This window comes from Sphingomonas sp. PAMC 26605 (assembly GCF_000241485.1).
GTDB lineage: Bacteria > Pseudomonadota > Alphaproteobacteria > Sphingomonadales > Sphingomonadaceae > Sphingomonas.
Window position 1 is genome coordinate 3,637,528 of record NZ_JH584241.1, and the last position, 15,957, is coordinate 3,653,484.

General features: G+C 68.5%; 10 protein-coding genes and 1 riboswitch. Of the genes, 6 read left to right on the forward strand and 4 right to left on the reverse strand.

Going from position 1 to position 15,957, the window contains the following annotated elements:
• Positions 1-50: 50 nt before the first annotated feature.
• The 3 genes from RH90_RS16980 to RH90_RS16990 all read left to right on the forward strand — a co-directional run bounded on the left by RH90_RS16980 (position 51) and on the right by RH90_RS16990 (position 9,259).
• Positions 51-3,086, forward strand: a complete 3,036-nt coding sequence (locus tag RH90_RS16980; RefSeq protein ID WP_010187362.1) for a glycosyl hydrolase family 28-related protein — start codon at positions 51-53, stop codon at positions 3,084-3,086.
• A 36-nt stretch (positions 3,087-3,122) separates the two neighbouring features.
• Positions 3,123-6,131, forward strand: coding sequence for a TonB-dependent receptor plug domain-containing protein (locus RH90_RS16985; RefSeq protein ID WP_010187372.1), 3,009 nt, complete (start codon positions 3,123-3,125; stop codon positions 6,129-6,131).
• Between the two features lie 92 nt (positions 6,132-6,223).
• Positions 6,224-9,259, forward strand: coding sequence for a glycosyl hydrolase family 28-related protein (locus RH90_RS16990; RefSeq protein WP_010187373.1), 3,036 nt, complete (start codon positions 6,224-6,226; stop codon positions 9,257-9,259).
• 4 nt (positions 9,260-9,263) lie between these two features.
• Here the strand turns inward: RH90_RS16990 and RH90_RS23180 are convergent, their stop codons facing one another.
• From RH90_RS23180 to RH90_RS17010, 4 genes are read right to left on the reverse strand one after another with little or no spacing between them, the layout of a single operon-like run.
• Positions 9,264-10,211: an SMP-30/gluconolactonase/LRE family protein gene (locus RH90_RS23180; protein ID WP_086011227.1), complete on the reverse strand. Its 948-nt coding sequence runs from the start codon at positions 10,209-10,211 to the stop codon at positions 9,264-9,266.
• 44 nt (positions 10,212-10,255) lie between these two features.
• Entirely contained in the window at positions 10,256-10,729 is a 474-nt protein-coding gene (locus RH90_RS17000) for a cupin (RefSeq protein ID WP_010187377.1), read from the reverse strand.
• Positions 10,726-11,856, reverse strand: coding sequence for a Gfo/Idh/MocA family protein (locus RH90_RS17005; protein WP_010187378.1), 1,131 nt, complete (start codon positions 11,854-11,856; stop codon positions 10,726-10,728). The genes RH90_RS17000 and RH90_RS17005 overlap by 4 nt, the downstream gene beginning before the upstream one ends.
• Positions 11,857-11,895: 39 nt before the next feature.
• Positions 11,896-12,159 carry a LuxR family transcriptional regulator gene (locus RH90_RS17010; protein ID WP_010187379.1) on the reverse strand — a complete coding sequence of 88 codons (264 nt, stop codon included), beginning with the start codon at positions 12,157-12,159 and terminating at the stop codon, positions 11,896-11,898.
• Positions 12,160-12,421: 262 nt separating this feature from the next.
• Here RH90_RS17010 and RH90_RS17015 point away from each other — a divergent pair, with 262 nt between their 5' ends.
• The 3 genes from RH90_RS17015 to cobW all read left to right on the forward strand — a co-directional run bounded on the left by RH90_RS17015 (position 12,422) and on the right by cobW (position 15,957).
• The gene (locus tag RH90_RS17015) at positions 12,422-13,759 is read left to right on the forward strand and encodes a GntP family permease (RefSeq protein WP_029625400.1); all 1,338 of its coding nucleotides are present in this window, start codon (positions 12,422-12,424) and stop codon (positions 13,757-13,759) included.
• 16 nt (positions 13,760-13,775) lie between these two features.
• Entirely contained in the window at positions 13,776-14,453 is a 678-nt protein-coding gene (locus RH90_RS17020) for a FadR/GntR family transcriptional regulator (protein WP_010187381.1), read from the forward strand.
• Positions 14,454-14,515: 62 nt separating this feature from the next.
• A riboswitch (cobalamin riboswitch) is annotated at positions 14,516-14,749 on the forward strand.
• A gap of 170 nt (positions 14,750-14,919) precedes the next feature.
• Complete coding sequence (cobW, locus tag RH90_RS17025) at positions 14,920-15,957, forward strand: cobalamin biosynthesis protein CobW (protein WP_010187385.1); 1,038 nt, start codon at positions 14,920-14,922, stop codon at positions 15,955-15,957.

A 15,957-nucleotide genomic window follows, 5' to 3' on the forward strand; every position in this document is an offset into this window, starting at 1 on the left:
GGGCTATCCAGACGCATCGGGGCGAACCCGAATGTGGAGGATGTGGGCGGATGGCGATGGGACGCAAGAGGGCAGCGTGGCTTTGCGCGACGATGCTCGCGCTGACGCCCGCGCTCGCCGCGGCCGCGCCGGGCGCGTCCTGGCTGACCGCAAAGCCTGACGACCCGCGTGCCGTCACCGTGTCGCAAGGCGGCGACGGCAAGGCCGACGATACCGCGATCCTGCAGCGCGCGATCGACGCGTCGCGCGCGAAGAGCGGCGACGGCATCGTCTTCCTGCCCTCGGGTCGCTATCGCCTGACGCGCAGCCTGCTCGTTCCCGCCGGCGTGCGGCTGTTCGGCGTTGGGCCGACGCGGCCGGTGCTGGTGCTCGGCGATGCGACGCCGGGGTTCCAGCGCGGCGTGGCGACGCTCGTCGTCTTCACCGGGGGCGACCAATATCAGGTCGGGCGCGTGCCCGTGCCGATCCCGACCTTGGTCCCGCCGAGCGACACCGTGCGCGATGCCAATTCGGCGACCTTCTATTCGGCGATGAGCAACATCGATATCGAGCTCGGCGAGGGCAATCCCGCCGCGGCGGGGGTGCGCTTCCGCGTCGCGCAGCATGCCTTCCTGTCGCACATGGAGCTGCGGATCGGGTCGGGTTTCGCCGGGATCTACCAGGCCGGCAACGTCATCGAGGACGTCCATTTCGTCGGCGGCCGCTACGGCGTGGTGAGCGAGAAGACCTCGCCCGCCTGGCAGTTCACCGTGCTCGATTCGCGCTTCGACGGGCAGCGCGACGCCGCGATCCGCGAGCATGAGGCCGATCTCACGCTCGTCAACGTGAGCATCGCCAACACCCCGGTCGGGATCGACATCGACCCCGGCTATAGCGACTCGCTATGGGGCAGCGACGTCCGCTTCGAGCATGTCTCGCGCGCGGCGGTCGTCATTTCGCAAGAGAAGAGCGTCTTCACCCAGATCGGCTTCGACACCACGCTCGCGCACGACACGCCGGTGTTCGCGCGCTTCCGCGAGAGCGGCAAGACGCTCGCCGCGCCGGGCGCAGCATACCGCGTCGCGAGCTTCAGCCATGGGTTGAAAGTGCCCGCGCTCGGCGCGATCGGGCAGATTGCGACGGATTGGCAGGCGACCGCCCTCCCCGCGCTGCCCGCCGCGGGCGCCTCCGCGATCCGCGCATTGCCGCCCGTGGCGGAATGGAACAACGTCCACACGCTCGGCGTACGCGGCGACGGGACGAGCGACGACAGCGCCGCGCTCCAGCGCGCGATCGACACGCACCGCGTGCTCTATTTCCCGGCGGGCTTCTACAGCGTCACGCGCACGCTGCACCTGCGCCCCGACAGCGTGCTGATCGGGCTGCACCCTGCGCTCACTCAATTGGTCGTGCCCGACGATACGCCGGCCTTCGCCGGCGAGGGCAGCGTCGTGCCGTTGCTCGAAACCGCGCGCGGCGGCGATGCGATCGTCTCGGGGCTCGGCCTGTTCACCGGACGCGTCAATCCGCGCGCGAGCGCGCTCATGTGGAAAGCCGGCGCGGCCTCGCAGCTCACCGACGTCAAGATCATGGGCGGCGGCGGCACCCCCACCGCCGACGGCAAGGGCCTCGACACGCGCGCCGCGCACAGCGGCGATCCGATTGCCGACCGCCGGCTCGACGCGCAATATCCGAGCATCTGGGTGACCGACGGCGGCGGCGGGACCTTCGCCGATATCTGGACGCCGAACAGCTTCGCGCAAGCGGGCTTCTACGTCTCGAACACCGATACGCCGGGCCGCGTCTATCAGCTCTCGAACGAGCATCACGTCCGCAACGAAATCGTGCTCGACCATGTCGCGCACTGGCGCTTCCTCGCGCCGCAAACCGAGCAGGAAGTGCCCGAGGGGATGGACACGGTCTCGCTCGAGATCCGCGACTCGCACGATCTGCTCTTCGCCAATTACCACGCCTATCGCGTGACGCGGACCTTCCACCCGGCGGCGACCGCGGTGAAGCTGTTCAACAGTTCAGGAATTCGGTTCCGCAACCTCCACACCAATGCCGAGAGCGCGTTCGCGAGTTGCCAGGCGGATGGCTGCGGCACCTATCTGCGCGCGAGCAAATTCCCGTTCGAGGATGCGATCACCGACGTGACGCACGGCCTTACCGTGCGCGAGCGCGAGTTCGCGTCGCTCGACCTGGGCGCGCCGCCAGCGACAGCGGCACCGGCGACGCTGGGCCATCCGGTCCGCAAGCTCGCCGACGGCTTCTTCTCGATCTCGGGCGCCACGGCCGATGCCAAGGGCGCGCTCTATTTCGTCGAGCATCGCTTCCAGAAGATCTGGCGCTGGAGTGCGGCGCGCGGGCTCGAAGTGGTGCGCGACAATGCGCTCGACCCGGTCAACCTCGCGGTGGCCAAGTCGGGCGACCTGCTCGTGCTCTCCTCGCTCGGCGCGCAAGGGACCGTCTACAGCTTCGATCCACGCGCGCCGAAGGACGGCCAGGTGACGACGATCGCGCTGACCCCTGTCGCGCCGCATCCCGGCGCGGCGACGCTGCTGCCGGGCAATTGGTGGAACAACGGCGAATTCCGCGATCAGTACGACCCCGCCACCGACCATTTCACCACGCTGCCCGAGATGTTCGCGCGCGACGCCGCCACGCCCAAGGCAATGGAATATGTCGCGCCCGACGGGAGCCTCGCGCTTCCGGCGTTCCGCGTCTGGCAGCAGGGCCCGCCCGACCATATCGGCTGGCGCTTTTCGGATACGCTCGACAGCTACGGCCTGGTCGCCGCGCCGCCGGGCCAGCGCGTATTCGTCACCAACGCGTCGGAGAACCGCACCTATTCGGCGGTCGCCGGCGCGGGCGGCGCGCTGAGCGACCTCAAGCCCTTCGCCGATCGCGGCGGCGAAAGCGTCGCGACCGACCGCCAAGGCCGCGTCTGGATCGCCAACGGGCAAGTCTTCGGCTTCGACGCAGCGGGCAAGCCGCTCGGCCGGATCGACGTGCCCGAGCGGCCGATCCAGCTCGTCGTTGGCGGCGCCGATCGCCGCACGCTTTTCATCCTCACGCACCACGCACTCTACGCCGTCGGAATCTGAACGAAGACTTTTCAACACATAAGGGGGAGATGCAGCATGAACCGGATCGCAACCACGTTCGACACACGCCGCGGACGGCGGCGGGCGCTCGCCGTCGGCGCCGCGCTGATCGCCATTGCCGCCGCGGCCCCGGCCTGGGCCGACCCGGGCGCAGCGCAAGCGCCCTCGCTCGCCCAATCCACGCCCCCGGCATCGAACGCGCCGTCGACCGTGCCCGACGAGGCGGCGCGCGACATCGTCGTCACCGGCTCGCGCATCCGCACCAGCGGCTTCACCGCGCCGACCCCGACCCAGGTGCTCACGGCGGATTCGATCGCGAAGAACGCCGAGCCCAACATCTTCACCACGGTCGCGCAGCTGCCGTCGCTGCAGGGCTCGGCCAACACCTCGACCAACGTCAATTCGACCTCGAGCGGGCAGCAGGGCCTGAGCTCCTTCTCGCTGCGCGGGCTCGGCACGATCCGCACGCTGACGCTGCTCGACGGCCAGCGCGTGGTCGGCGCGAACGTCACCGGCGTGCCCGACATCAGCCTGTTCCCGCAATTGCTGATCGAGCGGGTCGACGTCGTCACCGGCGGCGCCTCGGCGTCGTATGGCTCGGACGCGGTCGGCGGCGTGGTCAACTTCATCACCAACAAGCATTTCGAAGGCTTCAAGGCCAATGTCTCGGGCGGCGAGACGACCTATGGCGACAACGCGCAATATCTCATCCAGGCGGCGGCGGGGCATCGCTTCGGCCGCTTCCACGTCGAGGTCAGCGGCGAATACGACCATGAGGACGGCGTACCCAGCCCGCGCTTCGGCGAGGCCGGCACCAACGGCCGCGACTGGTATCGCACCAGCACCTTCATCAATCGCGGGGTAACCAACGACGGCTCGCCGCAATATCTCGTGCGCGACCATGCGCAGGCCTATACCTATACCAAATACGGCCTGATCACCGCCGGCCCGCTCCAGGGCACCGCGTTCGACGTCAACGGCCAGCCGTTCCCGTTCCAATATGGCGGCGGAACGCCGGCCAAGAATGCGGCGGGCACGGTCAACGGCTGCTATTCGGCGGGCGCCTTTTGTCTCGGCGGCGATCTGTCGGGCAATGTCGGCAACGGCACGAGCTTGCAATCGGCGCTGAAGCGCGCGAACGGCTATGGCCGGATCGGGTTCGACATAGACGATCACAACGAGATCTACGCGAGCGTCAACGTCGCGCGCGTCGATTCGATGAATGTCCCCAACCCCGGCGCAACCAAGACCGGCGTCACGATCCAGTGCGGCGTGAATAACCCCCTTGCCAATCCGTTCGTCCCCGGTTCGATCCAGCAGGCCTGCACCAATGCCGGCATCTCGAGCTTCCAGTTCGGCTCGTCGAACGGGCAGCTGCCGGCCGACATCAGTGTCTATCCGACGCGCCGGCAATATCGCGCGGTGCTCGGCGCGGACGGTCAGGTCGGGCTGTTCGGCACCAATTGGAGCTATGACATCTACGGCGAGCATGGCGAGAATATCACCGACATCCACGTCAAGAACATCACGCTCAACGGCCATTACAACGCCGCGGTCCAGGCGATCACGCTGGGCGGCCAGATCGTCTGCGCCGACCCGGTCGCACGCGCCAATGGCTGCGTGCCGTACAACATCATCGGCGGCGCCCCGCCGAGCGCGGCGTCGCTCGCCTATATCGAGCCGGCGAACGGGCCGTTCCAGCATACCCGCCAGACGCAGGACGTGGTCAGCGCGAGCTTCTCGGGCGCACCGTTCAACTCCTGGGCAGGCCCCGTGTCGGTCGCGGCGGGCGCGGAATATCGCCACGAATTCTATCACGTGCTCGCCGACCCGTACGGCAATGGCGTCACCACCGAGAGCCCGTACAGTGCCGCCTATCCCGCCGATCCGACCGTCTCGACCAATGGTGCCGCCTGGTACGCCGGCAACTATCACAACGGTCGCGGCGCCTATTCCGTCTATGAGGGCTTTCTCGAACTCAACGTGCCGTTCCTGAACTCGGTGAGCGTGGGCAAGGCCAATCTCAACCTCGCCGGCCGCGCGACGCATTATTCGACCTCGGGCACGGTCTATAGCTGGAAGATCGGCGGCACCTGGGACACGCCGCTCGACGGCCTGCGCTTCCGTGCGGTCGAATCGCGCGACGTGCGCGCGCCCAACCTCTCCGAACTGTTCGCCGCACCCGTGTCGGTGACCAACAACAATTTTACCAACCCGTTCACCAATTCGGCGGTGAACATCATCCAGAACACGATCGGCAATTCCGCTTTGAAGCCCGAGATCGCGTACAATACCGAAGTCGGCCTGGTCTATTCGCGGCCGCACTGGCTGCCCGGCTTCTCGGCGTCGGTTGATTATTACCGGATCAAGATCAACGGCGTCATCTCCTCGCTTTCGGCGCAGCAGGAAGTCAATCTGTGCCAGCAAGGCGTGACCTCGCTGTGCAACACCTTCTCGCTGCCCGCGCCGCCGGCGGTGGGCTTCGTCAACAGCCAGTCGTTCAACCTCGCCTCGATCAAGACCAGCGGCTTCGATATCGAGGCGAGCTATCGCCAGAAGGTGAAAAACGCGACCTTGAGCCTGCGCGCGCTCGCGACCCATGTGCGGGAATTCGTCACAGATCCCGGCATTCCCGGCACGATTCCGGTCGATACGGCCGGCGTGAACGCCGGCAACACGCCGCACTGGAAGGTGCTGATGATCGAAAGCATCGACACCGACCAGTTCAACTTCTTCCTGCAGCAGCGCTGGTTCTCGGCCGGGACCTACGCCAACACCTATGTCGTGTGTGCGCCCGGAACCTGCCCGGTCTCGACCGCAAACAATCCGACGATCGACAACAACCGCATGGCCGGCGCGCTCTATGTCGATATCGGCGCGTCGTACAAGATCGGGCCGAAGCTGAACTTCTATTTCAAGATCGACAATATCGGCGACCGTGCGCCGACGGCGTCGCCGCAGACCAACACCGGCGTCGATGTCAACGCCGCGCTCTACGATCTGCTCGGCCGCACCTATCGGGGCGGGGTCCGCTACAATTTCTGAGCTGCGGCCGATCCTTCGCGTCCGGGTCGCCACGACCCGGACGTCTTTATCTGTAGCGACAGTGCGTTAGACCGGCGGTAGGACCTTCGTTTATGAAAATGACCGCTATCGCGCTGCTCGCTTCCACCGTGCTCGCCTCCCCCGCGCTGGCGTCGCCATCGGTTTATACGGTCGCGCCCGCCGACCCGCGCGCGGTGACCGTCAAGGGCGTCGGCGACGGCCGCGCCGATGACGGCCCCGCGATCCAGGCGGCGATCGATGCGGCGGCGGCGCGCAGCGACACGCCCGGCCACCCGGCGAGCCTCGCGGGCGGGATCGTGTTCCTGCCAGCGGGCACCTATCGCATCCAGCGCACGCTGTTCCTGTGGCCGGGGGTGCGGCTGTTCGGGGTCGGCGCGACGCGTCCGGTGATCCGGCTCGCCGACCATGCCGCGGGCTTCCAGCGCGGGATTTCGACGATGCTGGTGTTCGCCGGCGCGCGGCGCGATCCGGCGCAGCGCGTGCCCATCCCCGTGGTCAACAGCGTGCCGTTCGATCCGCAGATCGCCGACGCTAACCCCGGCACCTTCTATTCCGCGCTAAGCAATGTCGATTTCACGATCGGCGCGGGCAACCCGGCGGCGACCGCGATCCGCTTCCACGCCGCGCAGCACGCCTATCTCGGGCATATCGACTTTCAGATCGGCTCGGGGCTGGCGGGTGTCTATCAGGTCGCCAACCAGGCCGAGGATCTGCATTTCCACGGCGGGCGCTATGGCATCCTGACCGAGAAGCCCTCGCCGGCGTGGCAGTTCACGCTGATCGATTCGAGCTTCGACGGCCAGCGCGATGCCGCGATCCGCGAGCATGAGGCGCAATTGACGCTGGTCAACACCAGCTTTCGCGACATGCCGGTCGGGATCGAGATCGATCGCGGCTATGGCGACTGGCTGTGGGGCCAGGGGGTGCGCTTCGAGCGCGTTCGCAAGGCCGCGGTGGTGATCTCGAACGAGGCAAGCGCCTATACCCAGATCGGGTTCGAGAACACGCTCGCGAGTGGCACCCCGACCTTCGCGCGCTTCCGCGACAGCGGGAAGGTTGTCGCGGGCAAAGGCGCGACGTACCGCGTCGCGCGGTTCAATCATGGCCTCGCAGTGCCTGCGCTCGGGCAGATGGGGACGATCGCGACCACCTTTGACGCCGCTGCGCTGCCGACCCTGCCTACCGCGACCCCACCTGCGCTGCGCGCGCTCCCGCGGGTCGCCGACTGGGCCGACGTGCGGAGCCTCGGCGCCAAGGGCGATGATGCGAGCGACGACACCGCGGCGATCCAGCACGCGATCGACACGCATCGCACGGTCTATTTCCCGACCGGGCATTACCGCGTGTCAGGAACGCTGCGCCTCAAGCCCGACACCGTGCTCGTCGGCCTGCATCCCGGCCTAACGCAGATCGTGCTGCCGGATCGCACCCCCGGCTTCCAGGGGGTCGGCGGCCCGCAGGCGCTGATCGAGTCCGCCAAGGGCGGCGACGCGATCGTCTCGGGACTCGGCCTGGCGACCGGCGGGATCAATCCGCGCGCGACCGCTTTGCTATGGCGCGCAGGCGCAGCGTCGATGGTCGACGACGTCAAGATTCAGGGCGGCCACGGCACCGACCGCGCCGACGGCACGCGCGTCGACCCGTACAATGCCGACCATAGCGGCGATCCCGACCCCGCACGGCGCTGGGATTCGCAATATCCGAGCATCTGGGTGACCGATGGCGGCGGCGGCACCTTCTCCAAGCTGTGGAGCCCGAGCACCTATGCGGCCGCCGGCTTCTATGTCTCGGACACCGACACGCCGGGGCACGTCTACCAGCTGTCGAACGAACATCATGTCCGCACCGAGATCGGGCTCAACCGTGTCGCCAATTGGGAGTTCCTCGCGCCGCAGACCGAGGAAGAAGCCGGCGAGAGCGGCAACGCGGTATCGTTCGAGATCCGCGAATCGCGCAACATCCTGATCGCCAACTACCACGCCTATCGCGTGACGCGCTCGATCACGCCTGCGCCGACCGCCGTGCGGCTGTACGGCGACAACCAGATCCGTTTCCGCAACGTCCACGTCAACGCCGAGAGCGGGATCGGCTATTGCGACCACGACACGTGCGACACCTATCTGCGCGCGAGCCGCTACCCGTACGAGAATGCGATCCAGGACGTGACGCACGGGCTCGAGCTGCGCGAGCGCGAGTTCGCCACGCTCGATGTCGGTGCGCCGCCGCCGCCCCCCGCTGCCGCCACCATCGCGGTCGAGAAGCTCGCGGCCGACTTCACCTCGATCTCGGGCGGCGCGGTCGACTCGCACGGCGCGCTCTATTTCATCGACCATCGCAAGCAGCGCATCTTCCGCTGGGCGCAGGGCGCGGGCCTGACGCTGGTGCGCGACCAGCCGCTCGACGCGGTCAATCTCGCGGTCGACCGTTCGGACAATCTGCTGGTCCTGTCCTCGGCGGGGGCGCAGGGCACGGTCTACAGCCTCCGCCCCGGCGCGCCCGACAGCCAGGTGACGGTGATCGCCCCCACTCCGCGCGCCGAGCATCCCGGCGCGGCCACCGTGCTTCCCGTCAACTACTGGAACAATGGCGAATTCCGCGACCAGCTCGATCCCGCCAGCTATCGCTTCACGACGCTCGCCGAGATGTTCGCGCGCGACATGGCGCTCGCCAAGCCGCTGGAATATGTCTCGCCCGACGGCAGTCTTGCGCTGCCCGCTTATCGCACCGTCCAGCAGGGGCCGCCGACCTTCCAGGGCTGGCGCTTTTCCGACTCGCTCGACGCCTATGGCTTCACCACCGCCAGGCGCGGGGCGCGCGTGTTCGTCACCAACGAGTCCGAAGACCGGACCTACTCGGGCCTCGTTGGTGCCGGCGGCGCCGTCACCGAGCTCAAGCCCTTCGCCGAGCGCGGCGGCGAGAGCGTCGCGACCGACGCGCATGGTCGCGTCTACGTCGCCAACGGGCAGGTGTTCGTCTACGATCCCGCCGGGCAGCCCGCCGGTCGGATCGACGTGCCCGAACGCCCGTTGCAATTGCTGTTCGGCGGCGCGGACGGCCGCACGCTCTTCATCCTGACGCACCACGCGCTCTACGCCGCGCGGCCCTAGCGGGTTATCCGGCGATCCGCAGCGGCACGCGCAGCACGCGGTCGGAGGCGGTCAGGAACAGCGTCTTCCCGCCCTCGCCGAACGCGCAATTGGCGATTGGGCCGCCATTGGCGATCAGGCCGAGCGGCTCGGCTTCGGGGGTGAGGAACATCATGCCGCCCGGCACCGAGCAGACCATCGTCCCGTCGCGCGCGATCTTCATCCCATCGGGCAGCCCCGGCGCGCCGCCCGCCTGCAGCGGCTTCGCGTCGAGCCAGATCCTCGAACCCGTCGGAAGGCCGCGCGCGTCGAGATCGTAGACGCGGATCACCGGCGCCACCTCGTCCGATACCGACACGTACAGCCGCCGCTCGTCGGGCGACAAGGCGATGCCGTTGGGCCGCGTCAGCGTTCCGTCGAGCAGCACCGCCTCGCCGCCGGGCGTCCAGCGATAGACGCCGTTATGCGGCTGCTCTTTGATCGGCGAGGTATCGCCATCGGCGAGCCCATAGGGCGGATCGGTGAAATAGAGCGCGCCGCTGCGCGCGACGTGGAGGTCATTGGGGCTGTTGAAGCGCTTGCCCCGGTAGCGATCGACCAGCACGCGCCGCCGCTTGGTCGCGAGATCGAAGCGGTCGATGCTGCGCCCGCCGCTATTGGCGATCAGCAACGCGCCGTCATGCCCGAGCGCGAGCCCGTTCGAACCCGCCTCACGCACCAGCTTGGGATCGGTCCCCGCTGCGCCCGAGGGCGACAGGAACGCGCGCGTGCCCCCCGCGCGCGTCCAGCGCCGCATCAGATTGGCGGGCGGGTCGGAGAAGAGCAGCCCCGTCCCCGCCACCCACACCGGCCCCTCGGCCCAACGGATCCCGGTCGCAATCGTCTCGATCACCGCGTCGGGCGCGATGATCCGGTCGAGCTTGGGCGACAGCCGGCGGATCGCAGGGGCGGTCGCCAGCGCGGCGGCGGGCATCGCGACACACGCCGCACCGAGCGCGAGCACTCGACGACGGTCGATCACTTCCGCGGCAGCTTCATGCCGAGCAGGACGAGCTTGCCTCCGGTGATGCCGAAATAATGCGGCGTCCCCGCCGGGATCAGCATCACGTCGCCGACCCTGAGCGTGCGCGTCGTGCCGCCCTCGATCCGGCTGCCCTCGACCAGATCGGCGCGCGTGGGGTGCGGATCGACCATTCGCCCGCCCGAGATCAGCGTACCCGCACCCGCGATGACGATCGTGTATTCGGCATCGTCGGGATGCACCGCGGGCTTGCCCGGCGCTTTCCAATATTCGAGCGCGGCAACGGTCGCGCCGTCGCGCACCAAAGGCGCATAGGCGAACCCCTGCCCCGGCTGCATCCCCGCCGCCATCTTCGCGACCGCCGCCTGAACGTCGGCCGCCGAGGCGAACCCGGTCGGATCGGCCGCGGTCGCCTGCGCGGCAGAGGGAGCAGCAAGCACCAGCGTAGCCATCAGCAGCAACCGCTTCATGCCCGTCCGTCCAGCCGGATCGTGCGACCCTCGCGCGCCGAGCGGTAGATCTCCTCGACGATGCGCATGTCGCGCAATCCTTCCGCGCCACCGACGATCGGCTCGCGCCCGGTGACGATGCAGTCGGCGAGATGATCGAGCTGCCCCGCGAACTGCGTCGCGCGCGGCCCCGGCGGCGGGGTCAGCTCGCGCTCGCGCCCGTCACGTCCGGTCCACATATGGTTGCCGCTGTAGCGCGTCGCGGGCTCGAGCTCGATCCGCCCCTTGTCGCCCATCAGCAGCACGTGGTTCTGATTGGCGCTGTACATCGACTGGCACCCCGCGATCGCGCCCGAGGGGAATTCGAGGTTCCATTCGATCATGTCCTCGACCTCGCGGAAGCGCGGATCGCTGCGATCGGTCGATTCGCGCGCGGTCACCGCGATCGGCTCCTCGCCGGTCATGTAGCGCGCCGCCTGGAGCGAATAGACCCCCATGTCCATCAGCGACCCGCCGCCCGACAGCGCACGCTTCAGCCGCCATTTCGACGGATCGCCCTGGGTGAAGCCGTGTTCGGTCCGGACGTAGCGGATATTGCCCGCCGCCCCGCTGCGCGCGAGCCGCATCGCCTCGAGGTTGAACGGCTCGAAATGGCAGCGATAGCCGATCATCAGCTTGCGGTCGGCTTTGCGGCACGCGGCGATCATCGCCTCGCATTCGGCGACCGAGATCGCCATCGGCTTCTCGCACATCACATGCTTGCCGGCCTTGGCGGCGCGGATCGTATAGTCGGCGTGCATCGCATTGGGCAGGCAAACATAGACGATGTCGACATCGGGATTGTCGCGAATGCTGTCGAAATTCGCATAGGAATAGACCGCGCTCGCCGGCAGGCCGTGCTCGGCCGCGACGCGCGCGCCCTTGGCGGCGTCGCCCGTCACCACCGCCGCGAGCCGGCTGTTCTGGCAGCGCGCGAATTCGGGGATGATCACGCCGAGGCCGTAGGTCCCGAGCCCGACGATCGCATAGCCGAGCTTGCGTCCGCCCGGCGCGGCGAGCGGCTGCGCGCCCGCGGTTCGCAACATCATTTCAGGCGCGACCGCGCTGGCAGCGGCCAACAGGAGGAGATTGCGGCGTTCGAAATTCAAGGTCCATCTCCCGGCAGGGTAAGCGTGGGCAGCGTCGGGTCAGGACGCCTTGGCGGTTCCGCTCAGCGTTTGCGCGGCGATCGCCACTTGCGTACGGTTGTGGACGTTGAGCTTGCGCATCAGCGCGGTCATGTGCGCCTTGACTGTCGCTTCGGCAATGCCGAGGTCGTAAGCGATCTGCTTGTTGAGCAGGCCCGAATGCACGCCGCGCATCACCTTCAACTGGGTCGGTGTGAGCTGATCGAGCGGTCCGCCCGGCCGCGTCGCGCGCTCGCCGCGACTGTCATACTGTCGACCTTCCATGGCATCTTTCCTCTTCCCCGCCGCGCCAGGACTGCTCGCCTCGCTACGGAATCGCCTGCGCCCGTGGGAGCGCTAACGGACGTACCAATACCGAAATCGGTCGGACAGATTCAAGCGTAAATCGTGCTCGCCCTCTCTTTTTCGTGCGTTTTGTCTGGAAAGCCGCAATAACCTGTCCTACCAATATCGCACATCGCGCATCGACGCGAGATTCTGGGGGGTGGCTGATGGAACGACCGACACAGCGACGTGCGGCGCGCGCATGACCGAGCTTGACATCAGACTCGTACTTGCCGCGATTGCGGGGATCGCGCTGTCGATCGTGCTGATCGTGCGCGGTCGGCTGCACCCCTTCGTCGGTCTGCTCTGCGGTGCCTTCGCGGTCGGGCTGCTCGCCGGGCTGCCAGCAACCGACACCGCCAAGGCCGTGCAGAAGGGCGCGGGCGACATCCTCGGCGGCACCGGGCTCGTCGTCGCGCTCGGCCTGTCGCTCGGCGCGATGCTGCAATTGTCGAACGGCGCCGCGTCGCTCGCAACCGTCATGCTGCGGCGCACCGGACCGCGCGGCGCGCCCTGGGCGAGCCTCGCGATCGGGCTGCTGATCGGCCTGCCGCTGTTCTTCGAAACCGGGCTGGTGCTGGTGATGCCGATCATCGCGGCGGTGGCGGCAGCCCTGCCGGCGGGGCCCGATCGCGACGAACGGCGGCTGCGGATCATGCTCCCCGCGCTCGCCGGCCTGTCGGTGCTGCACGCGCTGGTCCCGCCGCATCCCGGGCCGTTGCTCGCGGTCGAGGCGCTTCACGCCAATCTCGCGCGGACGATGGGCTATGGCGTGCTGATCGGCATCCCGACCGCGATCATCGCCGGGCCGCTGCTGGCGCGCTTCACCGCGCGCGGCGTGACGCTCGGCACCCCGATCATCGAGACGGTCGCGGCGATGACCCCCACCCCTGCCCTGTGGCGGTCGCTGAGCGTCGTGCTCGCGCCGGTGCTGCTGATCGCTTTGGGGCAGGTCACGCTGCTGCTGCCGGGCGCGCAGCTCGGCTGGCTGTCGGCGGTGAGCAACCCGATCGCCGCGCTGCTGATCGCCAATCTCGCCGCGCTTCCGCTGCTGTTCGGACGGCAGCTGTTCGGGCGCGTGCTGCAGGGCGCGATCTGGGCCGAGACGATGAAGCCCGCCGGCGCGATCCTGCTCGCGATCGGCGCGGGCGGCGCGCTGAAGCAAGTGCTCGTCACCGCCGGCCTGTCCGATCTGCTCGCGCGCGTCGCGACGCACGGCGCGGTGTCGCCGATCCTGCTCGCCTGGCTGGTGGCGGTCGCGGTGCGGCTCGCCACGGGCTCGGCGACGGTCGCGACGATCACCACCGCCGGGATCATGCCCGGGCTCGCCGCCGCATCGGGCACCCCGCCCGAATGGATCGTGCTGGCGATCGGCGCCGGGTCGCTGTTCTTCAGCCATGTCAACGACCCGGGCTTCTGGCTGGTCCGCGGCTATCTCGGCACCGATACGCCGACCACCTTCCGCACCTGGTCGATCATGGAGACGGTGGTGTCCGTCGTGGGGCTGATCCTGGTGTATGTCGTCAGCGTGCTGACATGACCGCCTGGACCGTGCGATGAGCGAGGAACGACTGGCCGACCGCGCCTATGCCGGGATCATCGGGATCATCGACAGCGACGCGCTCGCGGTCGGCGATCGGCTCCCGTCGGAGGCGCGACTCGCAGAGATGTTCGGCATGTCGCGCGCAGTGGTGCGCGAGGCTTTGGTGCGGCTCGCCTCGGACGGGGTGACCGAGGCGCGGCGCGGTGCGGGGTCGTTCGTCAAGAGCCGCCCGTCGGAACGGCTCGTCGCCTATATGCCGATGGCCGCGCTGTCGGCGACGCTCGGCACCTATGAAGTGCGCTTCGTGCTCGAGGCGGAGGCGGCGCGGCTCGCCGCGGTCCGCCGCTCGGCCGTCGAGATGGAGGCGATCGACGAAGCGCTCGCGCGGCTGCGCGAAGCGCTGTTGTCGAGCGCGCCGGCGCATGACGAAGACATGGCGCTCCACCGCGCGATCATCCGCGCGACCGCCAACCCCGCGTTCGAGCTCGCCTTCGATGCGCTTGCCGGCGAGATCGACCGGATCATGCGCGCCGGGGTCGATATCTCGCGCTCGCGCCCGCCCGAGGTGATCGGCGCAATGATGCGCGAGCATGAGATGATCGTCGACGCGGTGCGCGTGCGCGACGGCGAAGGCGCCGCGCTGGCGATGCGCTGGCATCTGTCCGAGGGCCGCAAGCGGTTGATGCCGTGACGATTCGCGAATTGGCAACCCGCCCCGCTTCGGCTAAGACCATGAGCGAGGGCCGTTAAACGGCTCTCGTAGATCGCGCCGGTGCCCCGCGAGGGGCTTGAATGGGAATGCGGTGCGGGGGTCTTCCCCCAAATCCGCGGCTGTCCCTGCAACTGTAAGCGGTGAGCGAAAGCGTCATGCTCCTAGTAATGGGAGCGGCCACTGGAACATGCCGATCCTCGGATCGGCCCTCTGGGAAGGCGATGCTCGAGCTGCGACCCGCGAGCCAGGAGACCTGCCGGCGATAAGGTCGCTCTTGCCTTGGCCCAGGGGATGGCCGCGGCACGGTTCTCCGTCTGAGCGACGAGCCTATGCGGCTGGGGCTGCATCGGTGCGTGGCGCGGGCGGCTTGTGGCGCTCGTCCGTCGTCGCGCGTCGTCCGAAATCGGCCCCTTCCGTTCGTTGCTGTCGCGCCGCGGGGAAGAGCATGTCCGATCTATCGAAGGTTCCCGTCACCATCGTCACCGGCTTTCTGGGGGCCGGCAAGACGACCCTCATCAGCCACCTGATCCGCAACGCCGGCGGGCGCCGGCTCGCCGTGGTGGTCAACGAATTCGGCACGCTCGGCGTCGATGGCGACATCCTCAAGGGCTGCGCGATCCCCGATTGCCCGGCCGAGAACATCGTCGAGCTCGCCAATGGCTGCATCTGCTGCACCGTGGCGGATGATTTCATCCCGACCGTCGAGACGCTGCTCGCGCTGGACCCACGTCCGGATCATATCCTGATCGAGACGTCGGGGCTCGCTTTGCCCAAACCCCTGCTCAAGGCGTTTGACTGGCCCGCGATCCGCTCGCGCATCACGGTCGACGGGGTGATTACGCTCGCCGATGCCGAAGCGGTCGCCGCCGGGCGCTTCGCCCCCGATCTCGCCGCGATCGACGCGCAGCGCGCCGCCGATCCGAGCATCGACCATGAGACGCCGCTGTCCGAAGTGTTCGAGGATCAGCTCGCCTGCGCCGACCTCGTCTTGCTCACCAAATGCGATCTGGCCGGCCCCGCCGGGATCGCCGCGGCGCGCGCGATCATCGCCGCCGAGACGGTGCGGCCGCTGCCCGTGGTCGAGCTCGTCGACGGCGTAATCGATCCGCGCGTCGTGCTCGGGCTCGGCGCGGCGGCCGAGGACGATATCGCCGCGCGCCCCTCGTACCATGACGGCGAGGACGAGCATGAGCATGACGATTTCGACAGCTTCGTGCTCGCATTCGGCGAGATCGCCGACCCGGAGGATCTCGCCCGCCGGATCGAGACGCTCGCGGCGGGCGGCGCCGTGCTGCGCGTGAAGGGCTATGCGGCGGTGGCGGGCAAGCCGATGCGGTTGCTGGTCCAGGCGGTCGGCGCGCGGGTGCGAATCCAGTACGACCGGCCGTGGCGCGGCGACGAAGTGCGCGGCACGCAGTTGGTCGTCATCGCCGAGCGCGACCGGCTCGATCCGCCGGCGGTCAGGGCGGCGCTGGCGGCCTGA

Coding starts and splice junctions, on each gene's coding strand:
- cobW (WP_010187385.1), top strand. CDS start 14,920: ATGTCCGATCTATCGAAGGTTCCCGTCACCATCGTCACCGGCTTTCTG.
- RH90_RS16985 (WP_010187372.1), top strand. CDS start 3,123: ATGAACCGGATCGCAACCACGTTCGACACACGCCGCGGACGGCGGCGG.
- RH90_RS16980 (WP_010187362.1), top strand. CDS start 51: ATGGCGATGGGACGCAAGAGGGCAGCGTGGCTTTGCGCGACGATGCTC.
- RH90_RS16990 (WP_010187373.1), top strand. CDS start 6,224: ATGAAAATGACCGCTATCGCGCTGCTCGCTTCCACCGTGCTCGCCTCC.
- RH90_RS23180 (WP_086011227.1), bottom strand. CDS start 10,211: ATGCCCGCCGCCGCGCTGGCGACCGCCCCTGCGATCCGCCGGCTGTCG.
- RH90_RS17020 (WP_010187381.1), top strand. CDS start 13,776: ATGAGCGAGGAACGACTGGCCGACCGCGCCTATGCCGGGATCATCGGG.
- RH90_RS17010 (WP_010187379.1), bottom strand. CDS start 12,159: ATGGAAGGTCGACAGTATGACAGTCGCGGCGAGCGCGCGACGCGGCCG.
- RH90_RS17000 (WP_010187377.1), bottom strand. CDS start 10,729: ATGAAGCGGTTGCTGCTGATGGCTACGCTGGTGCTTGCTGCTCCCTCT.
- RH90_RS17015 (WP_029625400.1), top strand. CDS start 12,422: ATGACCGAGCTTGACATCAGACTCGTACTTGCCGCGATTGCGGGGATC.